The 24,562-nt window shown below is 42.4% G+C and carries 20 protein-coding genes; 2 read left to right on the plus strand and 18 right to left on the minus strand.

The window, feature by feature from the left end; genetic code table 11:
* Window positions 1-2: 2 nt before the first annotated feature.
* The 9 genes from EUAN_RS06630 to EUAN_RS06670 all read right to left on the minus strand — a co-directional run bounded on the left by EUAN_RS06630 (window position 3) and on the right by EUAN_RS06670 (window position 11,705).
* Window positions 3-743 (minus strand): YARHG domain-containing protein, encoded by a 741-nt coding sequence (locus EUAN_RS06630; RefSeq protein WP_071062964.1) that lies wholly within the window; start codon window positions 741-743, stop codon window positions 3-5.
* A gap of 46 nt (window positions 744-789) precedes the next feature.
* A complete protein-coding gene (locus EUAN_RS06635) occupies window positions 790-1,746 on the minus strand; it encodes a lysozyme inhibitor LprI family protein (RefSeq protein WP_071062967.1) in 957 nt (318 codons plus the stop codon).
* A gap of 332 nt (window positions 1,747-2,078) precedes the next feature.
* On the minus strand, window positions 2,079-3,173 hold the full coding sequence (locus EUAN_RS06640; protein ID WP_071062969.1) for an AAA family ATPase: 1,095 nt from the start codon (window positions 3,171-3,173) through the stop codon (window positions 2,079-2,081).
* Window positions 3,173-4,339 (minus strand): coiled-coil domain-containing protein, encoded by a 1,167-nt coding sequence (locus EUAN_RS06645; RefSeq protein ID WP_071062971.1) that lies wholly within the window; start codon window positions 4,337-4,339, stop codon window positions 3,173-3,175. The genes EUAN_RS06640 and EUAN_RS06645 overlap by 1 nt, the downstream gene beginning before the upstream one ends.
* 5 nt (window positions 4,340-4,344) lie before the next feature.
* Window positions 4,345-4,698, minus strand: coding sequence for a hypothetical protein (locus EUAN_RS06650; protein WP_071062973.1), 354 nt, complete (start codon window positions 4,696-4,698; stop codon window positions 4,345-4,347).
* A 24-nt stretch (window positions 4,699-4,722) separates the two neighbouring features.
* Window positions 4,723-6,411, minus strand: coding sequence for a cation diffusion facilitator family transporter (locus tag EUAN_RS06655; RefSeq protein WP_071062975.1), 1,689 nt, complete (start codon window positions 6,409-6,411; stop codon window positions 4,723-4,725).
* A gap of 131 nt (window positions 6,412-6,542) precedes the next feature.
* Window positions 6,543-7,505: a helix-turn-helix transcriptional regulator gene (locus EUAN_RS06660; RefSeq protein WP_071062976.1), complete on the minus strand. Its 963-nt coding sequence runs from the start codon at window positions 7,503-7,505 to the stop codon at window positions 6,543-6,545.
* A 176-nt stretch (window positions 7,506-7,681) separates the two neighbouring features.
* On the minus strand, window positions 7,682-9,820 hold the full coding sequence (locus EUAN_RS06665) for a diguanylate cyclase domain-containing protein (protein ID WP_071062978.1): 2,139 nt from the start codon (window positions 9,818-9,820) through the stop codon (window positions 7,682-7,684).
* Window positions 9,821-9,995: 175 nt separating this feature from the next.
* On the minus strand, window positions 9,996-11,705 hold the full coding sequence (locus EUAN_RS06670; RefSeq protein ID WP_071062979.1) for a methyl-accepting chemotaxis protein: 1,710 nt from the start codon (window positions 11,703-11,705) through the stop codon (window positions 9,996-9,998).
* Between the two features lie 162 nt (window positions 11,706-11,867).
* On the opposite strand from EUAN_RS06670, the gene EUAN_RS06675 reads away from it, so the two are divergent.
* A complete protein-coding gene (locus EUAN_RS06675) occupies window positions 11,868-12,626 on the plus strand; it encodes a glucose 1-dehydrogenase (protein WP_071062981.1) in 759 nt (252 codons plus the stop codon).
* A 38-nt stretch (window positions 12,627-12,664) separates the two neighbouring features.
* Here EUAN_RS06675 and EUAN_RS06680 read toward each other — a convergent pair whose 3' ends face one another.
* From EUAN_RS06680 to EUAN_RS06690, 3 genes are all read right to left on the minus strand, one after another.
* Window positions 12,665-13,750 (minus strand): zinc ribbon domain-containing protein, encoded by a 1,086-nt coding sequence (locus EUAN_RS06680; RefSeq protein ID WP_071062983.1) that lies wholly within the window; start codon window positions 13,748-13,750, stop codon window positions 12,665-12,667.
* Between the two features lie 82 nt (window positions 13,751-13,832).
* Entirely contained in the window at window positions 13,833-15,692 is a 1,860-nt protein-coding gene (locus EUAN_RS06685; protein ID WP_071062985.1) for an ABC transporter ATP-binding protein, read from the minus strand.
* Window positions 15,682-17,820, minus strand: a complete 2,139-nt coding sequence (locus EUAN_RS06690; protein ID WP_169817358.1) for an ABC transporter ATP-binding protein — start codon at window positions 17,818-17,820, stop codon at window positions 15,682-15,684. The genes EUAN_RS06685 and EUAN_RS06690 overlap by 11 nt, the downstream gene beginning before the upstream one ends.
* 125 nt (window positions 17,821-17,945) lie before the next feature.
* Between EUAN_RS06690 and EUAN_RS06695 the strand changes: the two genes are divergently transcribed.
* Window positions 17,946-18,392: a MarR family winged helix-turn-helix transcriptional regulator gene (locus tag EUAN_RS06695; RefSeq protein ID WP_071062987.1), complete on the plus strand. Its 447-nt coding sequence runs from the start codon at window positions 17,946-17,948 to the stop codon at window positions 18,390-18,392.
* Window positions 18,393-18,405: 13 nt separating this feature from the next.
* Here EUAN_RS06695 and EUAN_RS06700 read toward each other — a convergent pair whose 3' ends face one another.
* From EUAN_RS06700 to EUAN_RS06725, 6 genes are read right to left on the minus strand one after another with little or no spacing between them, the layout of a single operon-like run.
* Entirely contained in the window at window positions 18,406-19,722 is a 1,317-nt protein-coding gene (locus EUAN_RS06700; protein WP_071062989.1) for a Na+/H+ antiporter NhaC family protein, read from the minus strand.
* Between the two features lie 30 nt (window positions 19,723-19,752).
* Window positions 19,753-20,985 carry an ArsB/NhaD family transporter gene (locus tag EUAN_RS06705; RefSeq protein WP_071062991.1) on the minus strand — a complete coding sequence of 411 codons (1,233 nt, stop codon included), beginning with the start codon at window positions 20,983-20,985 and terminating at the stop codon, window positions 19,753-19,755.
* Between the two features lie 13 nt (window positions 20,986-20,998).
* The gene (locus EUAN_RS06710; RefSeq protein ID WP_071062993.1) at window positions 20,999-21,529 is read right to left on the minus strand and encodes a hypothetical protein; all 531 of its coding nucleotides are present in this window, start codon (window positions 21,527-21,529) and stop codon (window positions 20,999-21,001) included.
* Window position 21,530: 1 nt separating this feature from the next.
* Window positions 21,531-22,115 (minus strand): hypothetical protein, encoded by a 585-nt coding sequence (locus EUAN_RS06715; RefSeq protein ID WP_071062994.1) that lies wholly within the window; start codon window positions 22,113-22,115, stop codon window positions 21,531-21,533.
* 15 nt (window positions 22,116-22,130) lie between these two features.
* Window positions 22,131-22,601, minus strand: a complete 471-nt coding sequence (locus EUAN_RS06720) for a hypothetical protein (protein ID WP_071062996.1) — start codon at window positions 22,599-22,601, stop codon at window positions 22,131-22,133.
* On the minus strand, window positions 22,601-24,559 hold the full coding sequence (locus EUAN_RS06725; protein ID WP_071062998.1) for an HD-GYP domain-containing protein: 1,959 nt from the start codon (window positions 24,557-24,559) through the stop codon (window positions 22,601-22,603). The genes EUAN_RS06720 and EUAN_RS06725 overlap by 1 nt, the downstream gene beginning before the upstream one ends.
* Between the last annotated feature and the right edge of the window lie 3 nt (window positions 24,560-24,562).

Genomic DNA, 24,562 nt, shown 5'->3' on the forward strand with positions numbered 1-24,562 from the left:
TTCTATCTCCATCCCATGTACTCTTCATATTCTACTATCAAGTCTATATTCGCCTTTTCCACTGAGTTAAACATACTTTCGCTGAAGTTGTAGTTGGGATAGTACCAGCTCATGCTTGAGAAGTAGTTCCCAAATTTAGCTTCTTTAAATACATATCCATTTCTCGCGTATATTTCATTCCTTAAAAGCTCTATATCCGTCTTAGAAAGTCCATTCAAATCGCTCCAACTGACATAGTATGAGTTTCCAAAATAATCTCCACCTGACTGTACTACTGAGCCAGAGTTTTGACTGTATATGTTTTGGCTAAGCTCGTCTAACCTAGCTTTGAGTCTGGCATTTTCATCTACAAGTACTTTCTCTTGAACTTCTTGACTCTTTTTCTCCAGCTCTTGCTCTAGCTTTGCATTCTCATCCTCTAGCGCCGACTTCTGACTTTGCTCCACTGAATCACTGGACTGTACCTGCTGTTCCGTATTATTCTGCTGAATCTGATTCTGGGCTTGGTTTCTTTTGTCCATTTCATTTGAAAATATATATACCCCTAATCCCAATCCTGTAAATGCTACTACTACAGCCATGGCTATGGCAGCTATCTGCCAGCCTTTTTTATTGTCCTCTTTGGGCTGGTACTGGATGGCTGGTCCCCTGGATGATGGCATCTTACCATCTGGCTTCGCCCCGCAGTTTGGACAAAACTCGCTTGTTGAGTCTAATTTTTGACCACAATTTTTACAAAACATAGTAATCCCCCTTTAAAAGTTCACGTGTTTTAATTAACACTACTGATCACTTCATATATCCATTCACTAGCTCATAGCACCTTTCTTCTGTCTCTCCTCCCTGTATAAACACATACGTCATATAATGTCCTGATCCGCCTTCGAATGAACTAGCTCCACTTTTAGCGCTTTCATCTCTGTAGACTATCCAGTCACGCTGTATCTCTCTGAGGTTTTCCATTTCGTCAGCAGGTAGTTGATTTTTCAAAACTCCCCATATTTCGTTTAGCATATCGTCCCAAGCTTTATAGTAGTAGTCCGCTTCAGCATTCATTTCCGCTGTGGTCATATCGTTGTAGCCATACTTTGATTTTTCATCTAATCGCGCCTCTAGCTTGCTCATTTTATCCAGATACTCCTGCTTTTTGCTCACATATTTCTTCTGGTTGCTATTTGTCGTTTGATTTGAGTTGCTGCTTTTCTCTATCTCAGCTTTTTTAACAAGGCTAGCTTCAATTAAATCAAGTTGTTCATTTAATATCTTGATTTGACTTTCAGATCCTACGGTATCCCTTCCAAGAATCTCTTCAATTTTGGCTTTCGCTTCTTCATATTTAGAGCTTTTTATAAGTCCATATATCTCTTCTATATCTGAATCTATGCCCTCTGTTTCTTTCTTTTTCTGGGAAATAGACTCCTTCAAGCTATCAACATCGCTTTTTATGCTATATTTCTGGTATTTGCTGCCTATGCTCTCTAGCGCCTTTTCTGAATCCTGAAGCTTGCCCTCTGTAAATAGCTTTTCAGCCTCTTTGTATCCCTTTATCACTTCAACTAGTTCCGCTATTTCTCCGTCTGCACCTTCATCTAGCGCAAGCTCGAATGATGTAAGTGCCTTGTCGTACTCCTTGTTAGATAGCGCCAGTTTCCCCTGCTCTATCGCTTTATCAGCTAAAGAGTTGGTGCAGCCTGTGCCCAATACAGTTACCAAACTTATGCATATAGTTAAAATTTTCTTTCTCATGCTTTCCTCCATATTTCTATATATGTTATTCCATTATTTCTATAATGATACATATACCCAAGATATTCCTTCTTTAGACTTGAATTCTTGTTCTTTATAGTGTGCATTAATCCATTCTCCAAGAAAGCTAAGTCAAGAAAGCTAAGTTTTGCTTTGCCAGATAAAATCCCCTCTAAAAGTATCGTTCGCTTTTTAAGGGGATTTTTGTAGAATAATGCATTCTATCAATCTTTGGTTATTAAGCTTGTACTTGGACTTTCAACCGGTGATTAAATTCATTTTAGCATCGGTTTTGACAGCTAATATTTTGCTCAAATTTTATACTAGCTTGCTTAAAAGCCAACAAAGTCTTCATCAATTATTAGCGATAAAATTTCATAGCTAGGATTATCAATACTCACTACTCTTCTTGCATGATTCATCACTAAATCATCATAAATATTTCTAACCATTCGTCCATTTGCAAAATTTTCATTTTTATCAGATACTTTTTCTTCTAGTAATTTTTTTAATTTCAACTTGGCTGCTTCACTTAGCTCATAGTCATTTTTTCTGCACATCATAATCAAAATCTTCTCTAATTCCTCTGATGTATAGTCCTCAAACTCTATAAAAGTATTGAATCTGGACTTAAGCCCAGGATTGGAGCTAAAAAAATTATTCATTGGTTCAGTATATCCTGCTACTATTACAACTAAATCATCCCTGTAATCTTCAAGTGCTTTTGTCAATTCCGTAAGACATTCTTTGCCATATGAATCACTGTGATCATTTTCGGTTATGCTGTATGCTTCGTCGATGAACAAAACTCCACCTTTAGCTTTTTCAATTACTTTTTTTACTTTTAGCGCTGTTTGTCCTTGATATCCAGCTATTAAATCCGTTCTGGAAACTTCAATAAAATGTCCCTTGGACAGTAATCCAATCTGTCTATATATTCGCCCTACAATCCTTGCCACAGTTGTTTTTCCGGTACCCGGATTTCCAGTAAAAGCTAGGTGTAGAGTGCTTTTTGTAGTATTCAAATTTTGACCTCTGCGCATTTTTTGTACCTTTTGATACACTAATAGGTCGTTAACTTTTTCCTTTACACTTTTAAGACCTATTAATTCATCTAATTCATCCAGTAATTCAGGTAACGTTCTTTTATCTTCTTCTGACTTGTCTCGATTACATATTTCCAAAACTTTCAAGTAGCCATGATACTCTACCAAACTCTTCTTTAGAGTGCTTGCCATTTCCTTTACTTCTATCAGATAATCTGAGGATTTCGCTAAATCAGAAATCTTTCTAAGTATCGCAATTGTAGACTCTTGACTGTTTTCTTCTACAATAGCCGTTGCATATTTTGTAACCTCACCACAACCATCTATTAGTGCATCTAGCTTTGAAGCATGGCTCAATAAGTTATTTTTATATTTATTCACTAGAGCCCCCCTTGCATAAGAAAGGCAAACTCTACAGCTGCAATAGCTATGGAGCTCCCCGCCAGTACATATGCAAGCTTCAACTTTTTAGAGAATGTTTGATTTCTTTCATCACTTTGCTTTCTTATGTCTTCTAAGCTGTTTATTAAGTCATTTATTTGGTTTTCATGTTGAATTATTATTTCTTTTGAAGAAGAGACATCCACTTCAAGCTCATTACACTTATTCCACGTTTCATCAACATCTTTGAGATGCTTATAGCCCTTAAGTATACTATTAAACTGAGTTAAAGCTTCTACTTCTTGTATTTGAATTTCAGCAACCGAATTTATATCCAGTATCTCTTTATTTATAGATTCAATGTCCTTTCGAACTTTCATAGAATCGGTCCATAACTGGTCTATGTCCCTAATGTGCTCATAACCCTCAATTTCATTTTTAAAGATAGTTAAATTATCTAATATTTTCAGTTGGCTTTCTAACTGCTTGGAAGTGCCATCAATTCTCTCTCCCAGCGCTGGAAATTCTTTTTTCAAGTATAGATAATTATTCCAAAGCTCATCCAAATTTTTAAGTTGTTTTATTTTTTCAATTTGATCTCTGAATTTATTTAGCTCATTAATTTCTTGAGCATTATTTTCTATAGTTTTTATAGCACTGGAAATATTATTAGAAATAGTGTCTACATGTTTTTGAGATTTTTGTAAACCATGCCATAGCTTATCAATATCACCAAGATGTTCATAGCTTTCGATTTTTGTCTTGAACTGATTTAAAACATTTATCATCTTTTTTTGAACTTCTATGGTTTGAGCAATATCATTTTGAGCAACCTTTACTTCATCGCTTGTTTTTTCTACACCTTTTATAGCAATAAGTATACCTTTAATGTAGTCCTCGTCCAGTGCTTCTAGCGCATTATAGACCTCTCCGAATTCCTGTACAAGCTTTATGTGCAGTGAGTTGAAATCTTTAAAGTAGTCTTGGATTTGAGTTGTTAAACTATTTAGCTCGTATCCTGTAACTTTATGATCACCCCAACCAAATGGTCCACCACTAATATTTACTTTTTTTAACTCAGGGGTCGTAGGAGTTTGTCTTGAAAAAGCCTTTATTTTATTTTTTGATGATTCAAAGTTGTGTGTTTTAATAATAGTTTTTTCCATTTTCCTTACCTCTCTTCAGCTAAAATCTCTAATTCATCAAGCATGCTATTAAAGTCTTCATCGTTCTTATTAGATACTTGAGTATTTTCATTTATTTTTGATACAGTTTCCTTAATGACTTGTGCAGCCACTTCATGTCTATTTTTTATAGTATTAGCTGAATTTGTTCTTATTTCGTCTAAATTAACATTAATATGATCTTCTGAATTATATTTTGGCGAAGCCTCTTTATAAACTTTCTTGTCTTTTGCCTCTTTACTCCAATTAACTGCCGGTTCCTTATTAGCTTGATTTATGATTCGAAATACCGTTGCTCCTACAATTATACCTATCAAACCAAATAATGATTTTTTACCCATATCAATCTCTCCTCGCGAATAAATTTAGTCTAATAAACCGTCCAAGAGCGCATTCATTTCCTCGAAATCTTCTTGATTTCTCTTTTGTTCAACTTCATCGTCAAAGATACGGCTCACTGACTCTTCTATATAAGCTGCAGCTTGTTCATGCCTTTGCTTAATAGACGATTTAACCTGTCCTTTGGTGTATCCAAGCTTTTCTTCATTCAAGTGAATAATTTCACTCTGTATAGCTAGCACTTTATTGTTTTTTTCTATTTTAGCTCCAACTATTTCGGCTTTTCGCTGTTTTTCAATCGCCTTTTCAATTAAGTTTATGGCAATTGCTCCTATAATCCCTGAGACTGTCGCGCCCATAAATATTCCCAATATATTAGCTAAACTTCCAAGTAGCGGAATGTTGATTGCTAGAACTGGAATTGTCATCAATCCCTTTTCAATTACCTCACCCAATACGATGGCGCCCGTAGCACTTAATCCTGCTGTTATAATTTTCCCAGTCTCTAGAAGTAAACGTCCAATCGGCTTTTCTTTGTTCTCTGGACTTTTTATATAGTTAACAGCCTCTTTTAGTGACTTCCATCCTTGCTTCAGTAGGGTCCATACCTTTTTTACTGTACCAACAACCGGACCGATAATCGATGTGGCAATTGTTGTAATTACTGAGTTACCAGCATTAATCAAGTGAGTTTTCATCTTTCCTACAAATGAAGTTATTGCATCTTTTATGTTAGACACTAAAGAATCTAAGCTTCTTTGTGCTGACTTAAACCATTTAACAAGCTTCCTGATTATTTCTTTTACTAATTCTGCAAGTAACTGCATGACCGCTGCTCTAAGAGCTTTTCCAGTAATCCGAAAAGCTTCTTCTTTTTGAGATTGCTTCCCTGCTTTCTCTGACTTTTTCTCAGCTTCTTTTTTCTGCTTTTTATACTCTTCACGAGCTTCATCATCTTTCTGACGCATTCTTTTATCATCTTCTTTACTGATATCAAATATTTCATCTGGCTTTTGACCTTTAGCATTTGGATTATCAAGCCATTCAGTTGTTGACTTGTCACCCTTTGAACGGTTAAGACTTGAGTCCATTTCATTAAGATTTGGCTCGCTATTAGCAAAAGTAATTTGTTCCTCTTTTGTCATATGAGCGTTAGCTTCCGGATCTCGGATAATTTCTGATGCTGATACAGTGTGATCCATATCTGTGTGTTTCTCAACAGAGCCACTTGGTCGACCTTTATCAAATGGTTTTCTTGCACCCTTAACCAATGTGGCCTCTGTTTTTCCAGATCTAGTTGTATGAGTTACAATGTTCCCACTTTCATCTTTTTGAAAATTATCTTGCCAGTTATCGTATCGTTTTTGATAGTCGATTTTAGTGTTATGACTTGCAATTTTTCCATTTTCAAAATTTTCTGTTGTCTGAATATGCGCCTCATTACTCAAATCTAATTTTAAACCATTATTCTCTTTTATGAAATCTTCACCAGAAGCAACACCTATTTGATTAGTGAACTGCTCCCAAATGACATTTTTTATAGTTTCTCCTAAACTATCCGGGCTCCCTATTGTTTCTTTTTCAGCTTCTAAAAAATCTAGCTCAGCCATCTCTTCTTTTAACTGACTCTGTAACACTTCTTCTAGCTCATCAAAGTCGAACGATTCGTAGCTATATTCTCCTATTTCATTTAAAATTTCATTTTCCTTATCCATATATGTATTTTCCTTTCACTTACTTTTAGTTGTTCTTAATATCCATATCTGATTTAAAGTTCTTATAGTTTTGAGTAAACTATACTCTAGTCGTCCAAAAGCTGGGGAATTAGCGCTGCTATTCCCCCTAATCACTCACCTCCATACATCCTCCTCAACGCCTCAGCCTCCATTTTCATCTCTTCCACAAGGCTCTCCGGTTCCAGCACTCTTATATTCGCCCCTTGGCTCAGCAGCCACATCTTTATCCCCTTGCCGTAGACTTCTGCTTCTACAGCATGACCTCTATCTCTGCTTTCCGTCACTTTCGCAGTTGGAAGCCTGTCTAGAACAGCCTCTAGCGAAGGCCCTGAAAATTCGAATTTTATGCGCATCAGTTTTCCCGGATACATAAACTGTATCCGTTTTCTGAATTCCCCATCTTCAAACCTACTCGACTCTGGAATCGTATATCTGTCGCCTGTTTTTTCATAGCCATCTATCCTGTCTACTCTGAATACCCCTGGCGATTCGTAGTCATAAAAATAGGCTATAAGGTAGAAATAGTACTCCGAGAATATTATGGCAACTGGACGCACCTCTCTGGCTACCACTTCCCCGTCCATTCTCCTGTAGTCGATCTTTATCATTTCCCTATTCCTTATGCAGTTGCTGATGTCCCATATGGTGTCTAGCAGAGGTTTTCCATGCTTAAGCTCTACATAGTTTAAAAGCTCGTTCCCTATTATATTCCGCACATGGCTCTGCTTTTCCCTTTCAATCTGCATAAGTATTCCGTCCGTCAGATGCTTCAGCTCCGACAGGCAGAATGCCCTGCTCTCCAGTAGTATCTTTGTAATTGCAAGCACCCCTTCTTTTGAAAGGCCATTGTATCTCTCCTCAAGCCTGTAGCTCTTGCTCGTATAGTCGTATACTATCTCTGATCTGTTTCCCTCTAGGTCGTTGTATATGCTGTTTCTTATGCCTTCTATATCTCTCTGAATCGTCTTTTCGCTCACCCCGAATTGATTTGCAAGCTCTAGCTTCCTGACGCTTTGACCTTTGCTAAGTCGTATGTATATCCCTAGAGTTCTCTCCGCTTTATTGCTGCTCACTTAGTCCCTCCTCTTAAAATTTACTATATATAGTATAATAGTACTAAATCACTTGGACATCTAATGTCCATATCTATTCTTTTTTTACTGTTATTTCTTTTGCTTTTATAATCATACATATACCCAGTACATTCCTCCTTAAGACTTGGATCCTTGTTCTTTATACGGTACATTTTTTACCACTCCTTCTCCAGAATTTCTAAAAAGGCCTTCAGAATTTCCTCGTCAAACTGAGTTCCAGCATTCCGCTTAAGCTCTTCTACAGCCTCTTCTTTGCTGAAAACTTGCCTATAGCTTCTGATGTTAGTCATGGCATCATAAGCGTCTACTATTGCGAGCATTCTAGACTCCAGCGGAATTTCACTTCCCCTCAACTTGTTTGGATATCCATTCCCGTCTATTCTTTCATGATGGCTTAGGACATATTCTGAAATCCGGCTTACATGACTTACAGACTTCAGTATCTGATACCCTGTCTCAGAATGTCTTTTTATATCTTTCCACTCTTTCCTGTTGAGACTTCGCTTTTTATTTGGAATTTCAGCGTCCACGACTACAAGTCCTATGTCGTGCAGTTCTCCCAATAGATCAAGCTCTGTCAGTTTTTTGTCTGTAAAGCCCAAGTACCTCCCCAAAAGCCTCATATACCTGCTCACATTTCTAGAGTGCTCCTCTGCAAAGCTGTATTCCGAAAACAGCTTGTCTTTTATCTTCTGAAGTGTGGACTCTCTCATATGCTTGCTTTCTATGATCTTTTTCCTGTACATGGCTTCTTCCGCCTGCTTTATAGCTTTTGCCAAACTCTCCTCTGAACTGTCTTTAGTTCCGCAGCCTGCTGAAGCCGATACCACCACGCTCTCCAGATCTTCTTGTTCAATTTCGGCGTAGATTCTGGATATTATATGCTCGGCTGACTTTCTAGAAGTCCTCGGAAGTATTATGGTGAATTCATCGCCACCGATCCTTGCTATTACATCGTCAGATCTGCAAGCTCTCCTCAGAGCATCCGATACAGAGCATATAAGAGCATCTCCCATTTTATGTCCAAAGGCGTCATTTACAAGCTTTAGACCATTTACATCTAGGTTGATTATGCTCAGCGGAAGGTTGCTCTGATTGTTCAGCCTCCTAAGCTCTTCTTCAAAATGCCTTCTATTGTATAGCCCCGTAAGCTGGTCATGGTAGCTCAAATAGAGAACTTCTCTATGCTTTTTCTTTTGAGCTGTTATGTCCCTGAACACTATTATCGAGCCCTGAATCCCCTCTTCTGAAGAGCTGTGTAAATTACTGATCCTGTAGTCTACCAAGTAGTTCTTGCCATCTCTCGATTTAAGCAAACCTTCTTTCAGTCCCTTATTTATCCCTTTTGTACAGGCTTCCAATTTTAATTCTTCGTCTTCATTGTCTATTCTATAGAGCATCATCACATTTGAGAGTTTCTCACCTTCACATTCGTCTAATCTCCACCCAGTCAGATTCTCTGCTACAGGATTCATTAGCCTTACTCTACCTTCACAGTCTACAGATATAATCGCATCTCCTATAGAGTGGAGCATAGTCTCTAGAAGCTCCTTTTCAGAGTTCAGCCTCATCTCTAGAAGCCTTTTTTCAGTTACATCGTGTATGCTGAGTATGTACTTTGGATTGTCTTTATGACCTAGGTACTTTATGCTCGAAGCATACCACTTGCCATCATTCATTATCGACTCGTATACCAAGGACTCTGTCTCCTGGCTTTGCTTTGCCCTTTCCAAAGCATTTCTGAGTTTCTCTTTGAGTTCCTCGCCTAAAAGAAGTTCTTCCAGTTTCTGCCCCACCATCTCTTCTCTTGAAATAAAAAGACTTCTTTCGTCCTTGACCACTACATCTTTAACTCTATAGCTTTCATCCAATTCGAATACTATATCGCTTGAAGCCATTATTATGTCTATTTTTTGATTTATTTCGCTTTTTTCCTCACTTACGTCCATAAAGTAGGTTATAAATTCCCCTTCTCTTGGACAGACCACCTTGACTTTGTACCAGCTTCCAAGTTGTTCCGAGTACTGGTCTATCTCTTTTGACACTCCACTCAGAGCAACTTCCCCATAGAATTTTATCCAGTCAAAGCTGTCATTTTTAATTTTGGGCAAGACCTCTGTTATCTTTTTTCCTACTATGTCTTCCCTTTCGATTCCAAGTGTGGATTCAAATGCTCTATTGATCTCTATGTATTCATAGTCTGTAGGATTGCCTTCTGCGTCCAAGATAAGCTTGTGACGTGCATAGCATATAGGCATATCCTCTATTAGATTTTTATAGTCTAGATTCTTCATAAAACTCCCCCCCTAAGCAAAAGTCCAGAACTAGATGATTCTCTGAAACCCTAGTACAATATTACTAAATCATTTGGACACTTGATGTCCATGTCTCTTTTTCTTTTTCCTCTATCTCCTATTTATTTATAAAACAAAAGAGCGCAGATGCGCTCTTTTGTTTGTCTGTATAAACCTATATGCTGAACTTCTGCACATCCGAAAACAGCCTCTGCATGCTTTCTGATGTGGACTTCGTGTCTCTGTAAATCGCCTTTATATCCTCCGCCATCTCCGCCGTAGAATGGCTTATATCTGTTATGTTGCTGGCTTCGTCCGCCGAGGCAATAGATATGTCGCCTATGGAAGAGGCCATATTCTTCATGGTGTTCTCCAGAAGGTCCATAGTGGCTTCAAAGTCCCTTGTGACACCAAGTATAAACGAAAGGTCCTTGCTGTAGTTCTCGCCTGTCTCGACCAGCACGTCGTAGTCCACTACTACCTTTTCCTCTATAAATCCAAGCATCTTTCTCGAGGTCTTGGCGAAGTCCTCGACTATGGACACCACCACTCCTACTACGTCGTTTATCTCGTTTGCAGCCTGCTTGGAATCCTCTGAAAGCTTCCTGATTTCGCCAGCTACAACGGCGAAGCCCTTTCCGACTTCCCCAGCCCTGGCCGACTCTATAGCGGCATTCAGAGCCAGCAGCTCCGTCTGGCTTGTTATGCCAAGTATAGTCTCAGATAACAGCTTTATCTTCTCTATGTTCTTGGACGCCTCCATGGCTCTCACTATCTCTTCGTTGACCTCGGAGTAGACTTCAAGCGCTTCGCTTCTTGACTCTTCAGCGTCTCGCTTCAGCTTAAGCGCCTTTTCATCGATCTCTTCTATAGACGAGTTTGCATCTTGAATTTTCTTGAATGTGCGAGCTATGTTCTCCTGCATCTCGTTTGTAGTTGCCGCTATCTCTTCGGAAGATGCCGCTGTCTCTTCCACAGTTGCTGAAAGCTCCTCTACACGCTCTTTTATCTCGTCCGACTCTCTGTCTATCTTTTCCACGTTTATATCCAACTGAGCCGCGTAGCCTATAACTTCCTCTGACTCATTTTTTACAGAGCCTATTATTCCAGCTATGGCTTCTCGCATATTCGCAAGAGACCCTATCATCAGCCCTATCTCGTTTTTCTCGTTTCCGTCCTCCACTCCGAAGCTGAAGTCCCCTTGAGTCATCTTCTGGAGAACATCTACCACATATTTCAGCGGATCTATTATGCTCTTTATTATCAAGAGCGACACTACTACAGTAGTCGCTATAGTTACAGCTATCAAAATCCCTATTATATAGAAGGAGTTTCGCTTGTTCTGCTCGCTCTGGCTGTATATCTGCTCGCTCTGCTCCTCGCTTCTCTTCGAGTACTCCCTTATGTCATCCTGTATGCTCTCTATCTGCTTTTCGTTTGACTTTGCATAGCTGTAGGCCCCAGCTAAGTCTCCTGACTCTGCAAGCTCAATCGTCTTGTCGTTTACAACTTGAAATTCCAGTAGCTTGGACTTCAAATCAGCTATGGAGCTTTTCTCTTCCTCTGTGTCGCTCACGCTTTCTAGCTCGACCAAGAGCTCCTCCATGTTCTGCTTTCTGCCCTCTATCTTCTCCTTGAGGTCTTTCTCTTTTCCGCCTCCCAGTATGTAGTCATAGATATTTGCTGTATAGGCTCTAGTCTGGTTTCTCATATCCATAAAGTTCTCTACAGTCTTAAGCTGGTCCTTGTAGACTTTCTCCAAGCTGTCGTAGGACTCGCCTAGGTAAGTATATGATGCCAATGCTATCAAAAGATATGAAATCATAAATACTGCAATCAAGACCAGCAATCTAGACCTTATTCTTAGATTTTTCAATGCATTCACTTGCATTCCCCCTTTTTTTAGTCTTAGGCTATTTAAGCCCAACTCTAAAATTTTACAACATTATGCATATATATGCAATTGCTTATTTAGACTTCCATTTTTGATTATTCCAATCCATCTCGGGTATCTAGTCCTTAACAAAAGACTTAGGAGGGATTTTCTATGAAATTAGATGGTAAAGTGGCCCTTGTTACAGGGGCAAGCTCCGGCATGGGAAGAGCCATTTCGCTCTTGTTCGCCAAAGAAGGCGCAACCGTAGTGGCTGTTGCGAGGAGAAAAGAGAAGCTCGACGAGCTGGTGGCTGAAGCTTCGAATCTAAGCGGAAGGATAGTCGCATTCCAAGGCGATATCTCAGAAAAGCAAGTAAACGAGGAGATGATAGACTTCGCTGTATCGGAGTTTGGAAAACTTGACATACTCGTAAACAACGCAGGTGTAATGGACGAGATGATGCCTGTTGCTGAGGCATCAGACGAAATCTGGGACAAGGTGATAGGCGTAAACCTCACCGGGCCTTTCTTCTCTTCCAGAAAAGCTGTTAATCAAATGCTAGAACAGGGCGGAGGAAACATAGTCAATATAGCCTCTATCGGTGGGCTCCAGGGCTCTAGGGCAGGGGTTTCATACACGGCCTCCAAGTTTGGGCTTATAGGCATGACCAAGAACATCGGGTTTATGTACGCCAACAAGGGCATCAGGTGCAACGCCATCTGCCCAGGAGGTGTCGAAACTGAGATAGGCGTGGGCATAAAGAACCCTAGCCAGTTCGGAATCGAAAGGGCCATGTCAGGATCGAACTCAAACCCTAGGTCAGGCTCTGCCGAGGAGATCGCTGCGATAGCTCTTTTCCTGGTTTCAGACGATTCCAGCTTTGTAAACGGCACCACTATTACAGCCGACGCCGGCTGGACTGCATACTAAGAAAACTCCCCGAAAAAATCGGGGAGTTTTTTAATATGTCAATATGTCTGTGTCCTGTCGTCTTTTATGTTCGTGTAGTTTGGAGCCCATTTTATGACAGGTTGAGACGCCTCGTCTTCTCCTATTTCTTCAAGCGATGTCATCCTGTAGTATTCAGTGGCTCCACCTGGGTCCACCACTCTGACTATGCCGTAATCCGGCGCATAGTACGTCAGGGATTGGAAGCCTACGGCCTGGTTGTCTTCTTTTACAACGACGCAGTCTTCAAAGGTTTTAAAGCCCAAGTCTATATTTATTCCCATCTCGGTTACAGTCCACTCTATTTTCCCGTAGTCGTCTGAATACTCCCAGCTCTTGCCCACATATAGGTCATTTTTCATGACTGGCATTATCTCATACGGAGTGCTGTCGTATATCAGGTATGTCCCGTCTTCCCGTTCCACATAGTGATTCGCAAAGCCGTACTCTTCGCCCATATCCACTCCTGTCTCCACCTCGGTCACTATTACAGAAGGGTCTGGGGCTACAGATGAGCTTGTGCGCTCTACGATCCCCGCTGTCCCATCTGGGTAGTTTACAGAGAAAGTGGCTTTGACTCCTGGCTTGGACAGGTATGTTTTAGCCTTTGATAAATCCAGCTTTGGCGTGTTCGAGCTTTCATCAGTCTCCTCGGACTTTTTTGTTTCTGTCTTTTCTCCTGAATTACCCTCAGTACTACCATTTTCTTGCTCATCCTGTTGAGGATTAGATGCCACCGGTGGCTTTGGCTTAGGAGATCTCATAGAAAGCGCTGCATATATTCCGCCGCCTAGAAGAAGCAGCACAACCGTTGCAGATATGGCTATTATAAGTCCTGTGTTGCTGTTCTTCGGAGCCCCAGGCCCTGGTCGCCCCGCATTTGGATTCATATTGGGGCGCATATTCTGATTAGGTCCCATGTTTTGGCCGCCCTGTGCATTTCCATTAGCTCCTTGCTCTCTTGGCACTTCCCTCTTGGGCTCTTGCTTTATCTCCTGTTTAGGCTCTTGCTGCCCTGATAGCGTGTCAAAACCACAGTTAGAGCAGAACCTGTCTTCTTCTAGCATCTTGAAACCGCAGTTAGAACAGTATTTAAACTTTTCCATCTCAATCCCTCCCTTTAACTTTATCTTAGTCATATAATACAACAATTCCTACAATAAAAAAAGAGCCCCTAAGGGCTCTCTGCTAAACTGCGTCTGCAATTTCAAACTGGCTGTTGTAAAGCGAGGCGTAGAATCCTTTCGCCTTCAGAAGCTCCTCGTGAGAGCCTTGCTCTACTATATCTCCGTCTTTCATCACAAGTATTATATCTGCATCTTTTATGGTGGAAAGCCTGTGGGCTATGATAAAGCTTGTCCTGCCCTCCATCAGATTCTCCATAGCTTTCTGTATCAGCACCTCTGTCCTGGTGTCTACCGAGCTTGTGGCTTCGTCTAGAATCAGTATCTTAGGGTCAGAGAGTATGGCCCTTGCAATAGTCAGAAGCTGTTTCTGCCCTTGAGATATATTGCTGGCCTCTTCGTTTATCTCCATGTCGTAGCATTTAGGCAGTGTCCTTATAAAGTGGTCTGCATGGGCAGCCTTCGCCGCCTCTATGACCTCTTCATCTGTAGCTTCCAGCTTCCCATACCTTATATTCTCCATTATGCTTCCATTGAAAAGCCATGTGTCCTGAAGCACCATTCCGAAGGCGTTTCTAAGGTCGCTTCGCCTGAAATCTGTTATATCTCTTCCGTCCACTTTTATGGAGCCGCCGTTCAGCTCGTAGAACCTCATAAGCAGCTTTACAACCGTGGTCTTTCCAGCTCCAGTCGGCCCAACTATGGCCACCTTCTGCCCTGGCTTGACGCTCACAGAGAAGTCGTTTATTATGCTCTTGCCTTCTTCGTATCCGAATGACACATGTTCAAACTCGACTTCACCTCTAAGAGAACTGGCATCAAGGCTTCCGCCTTTTTCCTGGACCTCTCCCTCTTCCTCTAGAAACTCGAAGACCCTCTCCGCCGCAGCCGCTGTAGACTGGAGTAGATTGGCCATCTGAGCTATCTGGGCTATAGGTTGTGTAAAAGTCCTAACGTACTGGATAAAGGCCAGTATATCCCCGACTTTTATTATGTTCCTGACTACGAACCACCCTCCTGAGATAGAGACCATAACATAGCCTAGGTTTCCCACGAAGTTCATCATAGGCATCATAATCCCTGAGAGGAACTGTGACTTCCACGCCGAGTTGTAAAGCTCCCCGTTCATCTTTTCAAACTCCACCTTGGAGTCCTCTTCCCTGTTGAAAGCCTTTACTATATTGTGGCCTCCGTATATCTCTTCTACATACCCGTTCGTCTCTCCGAGAGACTTCTGCTGGTCCTTGAAGAACTTCTGAGATCTCTTTATTATGGCCATTATGAGCAGCATTGAGAGCGGAAGTATCAGCACTGAAATAAGTGTCATCTGCCAGCTTATCGTAAGCATGACTATAAGCACTCCCACTATCGTCACCACTGAAGTTATTATCTGAGACATGCTCTGGTTTAAACTTTGACTTACTGTGTCTATATCATTTGTAACCCTTGAAAGCACTTCCCCATAGCTGTGCTGGTCGAAGTACTTCAGAGGAAGCTTGTTTATCTTCTCTGAAATCTCTTTTCTGAAAGAGTATGAGACTTTCTGCGCAACTCCTGTTATTACATAGCCCTGTATAAAGGCGAATAGGGCACTCGCCAGGTAAAGTCCCAGTATTACAAGTAGCACTTTGCCTATATATTCAAAGTCTATTCCGCCAGTGCCGGCAAGTTTGCTCATAAACCCTTCTACAAGCTTATTTGTGGCTCTTCTGAGTATATTTGGGCCTGCTATAGAGAAGGCCGCGCTTCCTGCCGCAAAGAGCACCACAAATATTATTGAGATTTTATACGGCCTTAGATATCCCCAGAGCTTGAGCATTGTTCCCTTGAAGTCCTTGGCCTTTTCCACAGCGCCAGGCCCCGGTCCGCCTGGTCCTGGTCCTCTGACCACCCCAGGAGCTTTTTCAGGTTTTTTATTTTCCATCTGACAACTCCTCCTTTGAAAGCTGTGACTCGGCTATCTGCCTGTATACTTCGCAGTTCTCTAGAAGCTCTCTGTGCACTCCGACTCCTACCATCTGCCCTTGATCCAGCACTATTATCTTGTCTGCATCTACTATAGTACTTATCCTCTGGGCCACTATAAGCAGCGTGCTGTCTGACAGCTCCTTCTTTAGAGCGTTTCTGAGCGAAAGGTCTGTCTTGAAGTCAAGCGCTGAGAAACTGTCGTCGAATATGAATATGTCTGGCTCTTTAGCAAGCGCTCTGGCTATAGAAAGCCTCTGCTTCTGTCCCCCCGACACGTTCGAGCCACCTTGGGCTATCCTGGTCTTGAATCCATCTTCTTTTCCGTCTATAAACTCCATTGACTGCGATATCTCGGCGGCTTTTAAGACCTGAGACTCGTCTATATGCTCTGCTCCGTACTTTATATTGCTCTCTATATCTCCAGAGAAAAGCACTCCCTTTTGAGGCACATAGCCTATTGAGCTTCTAAGGTCTTTTTGGCTGAGCTCTTTTACATTTACGCCGTTTACAAGCACCTCGCCCTCTGTAGTGTCATAGAATCTAGGTATGAGGTTTATAAGCGTAGATTTTCCACTTCCCGTACTTCCTATGAAAGCTGTAGTCTCGCCTCGCTTGGCCACGAAATCTATGTTCTTGAGCACATCCTCCTCGGCCCCAGGGTATCTGAATGACACGTTCCTAAACTCCACTTCACCACTCTTCTCTGGTACAAAGCTCTTTGGACTCTTTGTCTCCACTATGCTGTAGTCTGTTTCAATCACTTCTCCGACTCTGTTTGCGGACACGGTAGCCCTAGGCAGCATTATAGATACCATTGAAATCATAAGGAAGGACATTATGATCTGCATAGCGTACTGTATAAACGCCATCATATCACCTATCTGGATGCTTCCTATGTCAACTTGCTTGGCCCCGATCCAGACTATGAGTATAGTCGTGAGGTTCATCACTAGCATCATAAGCGGCATCATAGTCATCATGACCCTTCCGGTAAACAGGGAGTTGGAAGTCAGGTCCACGTTGGCTTTTTCGAACTTCTCCTCTTCATACTTCTGGTTGTTGAAAGCCCTTATGACGAGCATTCCCACAAGTGATTCCCTTGTTATCATATTCACCTTGTCCACCAAAGTCTGAACTTTCTTGAACTTAGGCATGGAGAGCCCGAAAAGTCCCGCCATCAAAACTATGACTGCGCCCACCGCTAGAGCTATTATCCAGGCCATAGAGGTTTCGGTGTTCAGAACCTTTATTATTCCCCCAACTCCCATTATAGGGGCGTAGAACACAATTCTCAGGAAAAACACCATCAGCATCTGGATCTGCTGTATGTCGTTCGTGCTCCTGGTTATAAGCGAAGCTGTGGAAAACTTGTCGAATTCCGAATTTGAAAAAGCCATGACCTTTTGAAATATGCTGGACCTTAAGTTTCTTCCAAGCCCTGCCGCAACTCTGGCGCCTATAAGCCCAACTACAACAGATGCCGCCATTCCAAGAAGGGCTATTCCTATCATCTTGGCTCCGATAGACAAGATGTAGTCGGACTGTATCTCGGACACGTCCAGCCCTACGGCCTCGTACTCGCTCTTTACATAGGCCAAAGACCCTTGCTTTTTTATGCTGTCAGTTACATTGGCAAGTCCCTTGTCTATTTCAGACTTCAGAGATTCAAGTTGGTCTTTCGGCATTTGAGATATCATTGCAAGCGACTCTTCTCCGCCTCGCTGCCTAACTCCTTCTAGCACCACTATGCTGTCTGTGAATATACCTGAAAGCCTGCTGTCTTCTTTCATATCTTTGTCTGAAAGCACATACACACCCTCAGCGCCCGAGCTATCGAGCTTGTACACGCTCTTCACATACTCCGCATCGTCTTCTTCCATAAACAAAAACATCTTTTCAAGTTCGCTAGCCCTTATAGCTTCAGGAACCGAGCTCTCTATTCCGCCCTGCTGAATCCCTACATTCACTATGCTGGACATGTAGTCTGGAAGGGAAAGTTCCGTCATAGCCTGCACGAACAGCAGTCCGACTATAAGGATTATGGACATCGCAAATGGCTTTAAGTATTTTATAATCGTCTTCACCTTTTCACCTCTTTTAAATTAGTTATTCTTTTATAACTATTATATTTAAAGCACTTTTATATGTCAATATCTATTTACATTTCGGCAGCGATTACAATATAATATAAGTAAAGGAGGCCTTATCTATGGATGAATGTAAGCTTAACAATCTTTCCTACGAGCTCTATAAAATGATGCTCTTTATTCACAACAAGCTGTTTGACCCTAGCGAACTTGCAAAGCAATCCGCTATACCTTTTTCGCATATAAAGGTGATCTTCTTTCTTACAAAGCACGACAACGCCTCTATATCCGACATTGCAAGTACTCTAAATATTTCCAGATCCAATATGACGCCTATAATAGACAAGCTTCTTGAAGAAGGTGTTGTAGATAGATATACTGATCCGAGCGACAGGCGGATCTACAGAGTGAAGCTGACCGACGCTGGCTACGAGTTCATAAGACGCCACGAAGATATAATAAAAGTGAATATCTCGAAAAAGCTGTCTGTGCTTGATTCAGACAGTTTATCCAGGCTGAACTCTCTGGTTTTAGAGACAAAGCAGATACTGGACAAGATAGAAAAGTAAAACAGACCTAGCGCTAATTGCCAGGTCTGTTTTTTGCATTTGGAAATCCTAGAGCTATAGCTAGAATAGTTATAACTCCCAGTATATACGGGTAGTAGAGGTACGGCATAAGCTCCACAGGCGAAAGTTTGGCTATGCTTCCTGCAAGCAGCAGCTGAGCTCCGTACGGAATTATGCCCTGGAACACGCATGAAAATATGTCCAGTATGCTTGCAGACCTTCTAGGGTCCACATCGTACTCCTCTGAAACTTTCTTCGCCATAGAGCCCGTCAGCACTATGGCCACTGTGTTGTTCGCAGTGCATATATCTGCAATAGACACAAGCGCCCCTATTCCGTACTCCGCGCCCTTTCTGCTCTTTATCCTCTTCTTGATGACATGGATAAGATAGTCTATTCCACCTTCTTCCGACATCATATTGGCAAGCCCACCTATGAGTATTGAGAGCAGGAATATCTCCATCATGCCCTGGTAGCCTTCATAAGTAGTCTGTGCGAGCGCTATAGGTGAAAAGCTTCCATCCCAAAGCCCTATGGCTCCAGCTAATGCAGTGCCTGTGAAGAGCACTACAAACACGTTCACTTTCATAAGCGCCATCACCAACACTGAAATATACGGTATTATCTTTAAGAGGCTGTACTCCAGGTCAGACGGAACTTCTCCTCTGCTCCCGAGCACTGCCATTATCACCATGCTGAGCACCGCGGCGGGAAGAGCTATCTTGAAGTTCATTACAAACTTGTCCTTCATCTCACAGCCCTGTGTCCTAGTTGCAGCTATTGTAGTGTCCGATATCATGGAGAGATTGTCTCCAAACAATGCTCCTCCCACAACTGCTCCTACACTTATGGCCACAGGTATATCCGCTGCCGAAGCCATGCTCACAGCTATAGGCACAACAGCTCCTATAGTCCCCATAGAAGTCCCCATGGCCGTGGCTATAAACGCCGCTATCAGAAAAAGCCCCGGCACTATAAAACTTGGGGGGATTATGGATAGCCCGAAGTTGACTATGGAGTCCACCCCGCCCATGCTGCTTGCAACTGCCGAAAAGCCCCCTGCAAGTATATATATTATACACATGGTCATTATGTTTTCATTGCCTGCGCCAGCCATAAAGCTGTCCACTTTCTCTCCCATGCTCTTTTTGCCTATAAAAAAGGCCACTATCACACCTACCGTAGCCGCCACAGGAGACGGAAACTGATAGAATGCCATTTCAGCGCCTATCGAGTTAAAATAAATTCCCGAGCCCAGGAAAAGCACCAAGAAAACTGCAAGCGGCACTAGGGCAATTGGGTTTCCCTTTTTCAATTCCATATCTTTCATAATTTACTCCTCGTTCTTTATTTCCCCCTGCTATATCAGCCCTATAGAGCTGTAAATCCCCAGTACAGCCATTCCAAACACAAAGTTAAGCGCAGTAGAAGGAAGCCCGAACTTTATAAAGTCCATAAAGTGTATATCACATACACCTTTGGCCTTCTCCACTACTATCACGTTTGCAACCGCCCCTATTATGGTCAGATTCCCCGCAATGGTACTTGCGAACGCAAGTATATACCAGAACATATCTGGATCTGCAAGTTTTCCTATGCTTTCAGTCATTATCAGCACATACGGCACATTTGCAAAGAGGTTTGAACCCAAGACAGTTACAAGCCCGAACAGCCAGTAGTTGCCCATGCTGTGCGTGAAAATGCCGTCTATCTTTCCAAGCACAAGGTCTGTTACACCCGACTCCTGGAGCGCCCCTATCACCACAAAAAGCGCCGCAAAAAACAGGAGCAAGTTCCAGTCCAGCTTCGCGAGCGTGCTCGACTCATCCCTGTTTGAAAGAAACAAGAGCAGCGTTGCGCCCCCAATTGCAACCCAGGCCAAGTTCGGAAGCAGAAAGAATCCAACTATGACTCCGCAGGCAACAAAAATTGAGCGCTTCAGCCTTGGCTTTAGTTCCAGTTTCTCTGTCACATTCGCCTCCAGTATCTCGCCAGAAAGTTCGCCTCTGTATATCTTCAGTATCAGAAAGTAGTTTATAAGCAGTCCTACAATTCCTATCGGAAGCATGTACAGAAAATACTGGTAGTATGGAATGCCTGAGATATTTCCTATTATCATGTTCTGAGGGTTACCTGTAAAGGCTATGACGCCGCCTATGTTTGTAGATGTGGCCAGCGCCAGCAGAAACGGCATAGGCGGCAGGTTTCTCTCTCTTATCATTATGAGCAGAAGTGGCGTGAAGAATATGCAGACTATGTCGTTTACTAGAAATCCTGCCAGTATTCCAAGCCCCATGACCTCTAGAAACAGCAGCTTCTTGAGGCTGAAGTTCTTGGCGTTCACCCATCTGGCTATTAGGTTGAAGAATTCGGCTTCTGCGAGGTGCTCTATTATTATCATCATTCCAAGCAGCAGCACTATCGTGTCCCAGTTTACAAGCTCGTATGCCTGTTGGGGCTCTATCACTTTCGCTATCACCATCAGCACTGCCCCCAGCATAACTCCGGCTGGCCTCCCTACTTTCAGGAACTTGGACTTCTTGCCTGAAATTATTATATAGGTCATTGTGAAAATTCCTATTGCTTCAAACATCCGTTTCTCCTTATCACTGTTTTCTGTTTATTCGCTTCTTTAAAAGGTCTTTTGATATAAAAGCCCCGAGAACTCCAAGTCCGTATGTCACTGCAACTATCGGTATAAGCACGCGCTTGTCTCCTATGAGCAGAAACAATTTGTTACCTGTGAAGTAGTAAGACATCACAAACGCCCAGAGGAACGAGAGCGACGAGTACATTCCCACAGATGCAACTTTCCTAAACTCGGTGCTGTAGTTTCTGAAAAAGACAAGCGTCAGCAAGTCGTTGCTAATTCCAGCCAAGAGTATGGCCAGCGCCATGAATATATTTATAAAACCCATTATAAAGGCGAATATGGCGCTCACCATAGACACGGTTCCGACTCTTCCTATTCTGTCCACCGGCACATACATCATAAAGCCCAGAAACGGGGCGAATATGAGGAACTTGTTCCCAGGGATGGGAAGCACGCTCCCCATCATGTAGAATACAAGTCCTATCACCACTGTGAGAGCTGCCGTTATGGCTATGGTTGCTATCTCTTTTGCAGAATACTTCACTCTAAATCTCCCTTATATAGAGTCCGCATTCGCGAGCCATCTCGCTGTAGTGCGTTTTGTCTTCTTCGCTCTTGAAGAATACAGGGAAGGCCATGTCGTAATTTCCCCAGATGGTGATAGGTCTCTTTCTGTAGAACATGGTCGTGAATAGGATCTCTCTAGTCGAGAGCTTCAGCATAAGCTCCAGTATCCTGTCATTTAGCTCTAGATAAGGGTTGTCGTCTATTCCCTTTCTAAGCAGCTCCAGAAAAACCAGCTTGTCCTTGTAGTCCAGCAGCTCCAGCGCCGTTAAAATCCCTCCTGAATGAGCCTCCTTTAGGTAGCAGTCCACGAAATTCCTCTCGCCTCTGTTTTCCTCCTGCACACGCCTTATGAAGTTGATAAACTTCTCCTCGTGCAGTATATTGTAGTCCTCTATTACCCCGAACGGAATCGACTCCAGCTCCTTCTCTGTAGGGGCATCCTCTCTTACGTCAAGTATTCCTGAGACGTATTTCTCAAACCCCTCGTCCAAGCTGTCTACAACTTTCAGCTCTACAAGCTCTTCAAATTCCTCTTTCCCTATAGGTCTAAATATGTTTTCCATCTCTATTCCTCCCTTTTATATCTCCTCGATGCTGTTGAAGTCATAGCTTCCCATTATCTTCTTGACTTTCACAGCTCTCTTGGAATCCTTCAATTCATTATCTCCTACTTTACCTATACCCGCTGCGTCTAGGAACTCTTCAAGAGACTTGTCGTCTGATATGAGTGTTCCGCTCCAGTTTAGGCCGTCTTCAGACATGTTCATAAGGCTGTCTATGTCGTACAATAGCTTGTTTATATCCATACCAGCCTCTTTGCTCAAGAGAAAGGCCTTTAAGCTTACCAGCTTTTTAAGCCTGAGTACCGCCTCTTTTTCAAAGCATTCTATCTCAGCCTTCACAAGTATATCTCCAAGCTCTATCTCACCTAGCTCTATCGCTCCAACCTTTTTTGACTCCAGATCTGGCTCAAAGCCATATTCCAGTTTCAAGTAGTCCAGCAGCTCTTCCTTGCTTCTAAATTCTATAACTCTGCTCACCATTCCCATTACTCTTCCTCCATCTGAATGTGTTTTTCGCTTAATGCCCTGAATATCTCTAAATTAGATTCAAACACCTCTATTATATCGGGGTCGAAATGCTTTCCCTTCCCCTCAAGTATTATCTCTACGCTCTTTTCAAAGGAAAACGGCTCCTTGTAGGGCCTCTTCGAGAGAAGCGCATCTAGCACGTCTGCAACAGCCACTATTCTACCCGCAAGAGGTATCTGGCTTCCCTTCAATCCCTCAGGATATCCGCTTCCATCCCATTTTTCGTGATGTGTAAGCGCTATCTCTATGCCCATCCTGAACATCTCTTTGCCGTTCTTCTTGAGATTTTCCTCAGCCTCTATCAGCACTTGGGCTCCGTTTACTGTATGGGTCTTCATTATCTCGAACTCCTCGTAGTCAAGCTTCCCTGGCTTCAAGAGTATTCTGTCCGGTATCCCCACCTTGCCTATATCGTGCATAGGGCTGAACTTCTCTATGTCCAGTATAAAGCTGGCGTCCATTTTGTTCATAAAGACAGGGCTTTTCTTCATGAGCTTGGCCAGAGTCGTCGAGTACCTCTTCATCCTTCCAAGATGCTCCCCTGTGTCCTCGTCCTTCTCCTCTGATATCTTTGTAAGCGCCAGCAAGCTCGAGTAGAGCAGATCTTCCACAAAGATGTTCTTCTGGAAAGACACCGCTATGGAGTTGCTCAGCACATTTAGAAATCTGACATGGTTCTCGTTGTACACATGCTTTCTGTCGCTAGAAAAGAAGATAAACCCGAGGCATATGTCGTTTGCCACAAGTGGAAGCGTTATAGACGCCTTTATCCCCGAGTCAAGCACTATCCTGTTATACCCTTTTACCTTCTTGCCCTCCAGGTATTCTTCCAGGTCGTTTATGATTCTGGCTTCGCCGCTTCTCATTATTTCTTTCAAACTTGTCTCTCCTACAGGTATTTCATACCCTAGAATCCCTGTCATCTCATTGTCGGAAAGCTTTGTCTTGCCTATGCCGTAAGAGCCCACAAGTATATCTGAGTCCTTGCTCTTGAAAAGCGCTATGCCTATATAAGAGTAGGGTATATACATACCAAATGAATTGTATATGTATTTTAAGCTGTCGTCAAAAGACATATTTGTATTTATCTCTTCAATCAGATTCATACTCTTGATTATACCGTCGAGCATATTTCCTATCTCGTTGCTCATGGCCCTTACGCCAAATCCATTTCCCTCGTACGATGACTCCAGGCCTATCTTCTTGAACCCCATATAGAGCTGATCCAGCGGAAGGAATAGGTATTTGTAGAATTCATATAGAGTGTAGACCAGTACCATAGCCAGCGAAGCTATCATAAGCAGCATCTTGTTCATATTGCTCCTGTGGAATTCTTGGTTTGTCTCTAGAAATATGCTTGTGATGGAAGCCGAACTCTCCATCAGACGGTCTACATTTTCGTTTATGAATATAATAGACTCTCTGAACTCCTCATCATCGTCGTCAAACTGAATTATATTGCTGTAGTTCAGTTTGAATTCGTCCCAAAGAGCTCTGTTTTCAGAGACTTCGCTCACAAGCGCCTCTGTGTTCTCTCTGTAGAGTTCTATTTCGCCGTATTCCGTCTCTACAACGCCCTGTTCTATTCCAGATACTACATCCTCATACTCTACGATATTGCTCTCAAGGTCCCGCTTTGTATGCTCCAGCTTTTTTTCGACACGATTCATATCTTCCTGCTCTGTATAACCCTCTAGCGCGTCTAAGAGCACAGATATCCTGTTGGCGTCTTTTGCCATTATCTGAGTCCTAGCTCTCTGCATCCCCAGCTCATTCACCAGTAGCTGCCCGTTGTTGTTCTTCTCTGTATATACAAGGAAAGTCGCTATGACTATTCCCACTATCCCCAGTATGGTCAGAACTATGTATATAGTCCTCTTTCTGAGGTATATAAAAACTTTAGACCGTCGCTGCATAAA

Source organism: Andreesenia angusta (genome assembly GCF_001855385.1).
In the GTDB taxonomy this organism is placed as follows: Bacteria; Bacillota; Clostridia; order Tissierellales; family Gottschalkiaceae; genus Andreesenia; species Andreesenia angusta.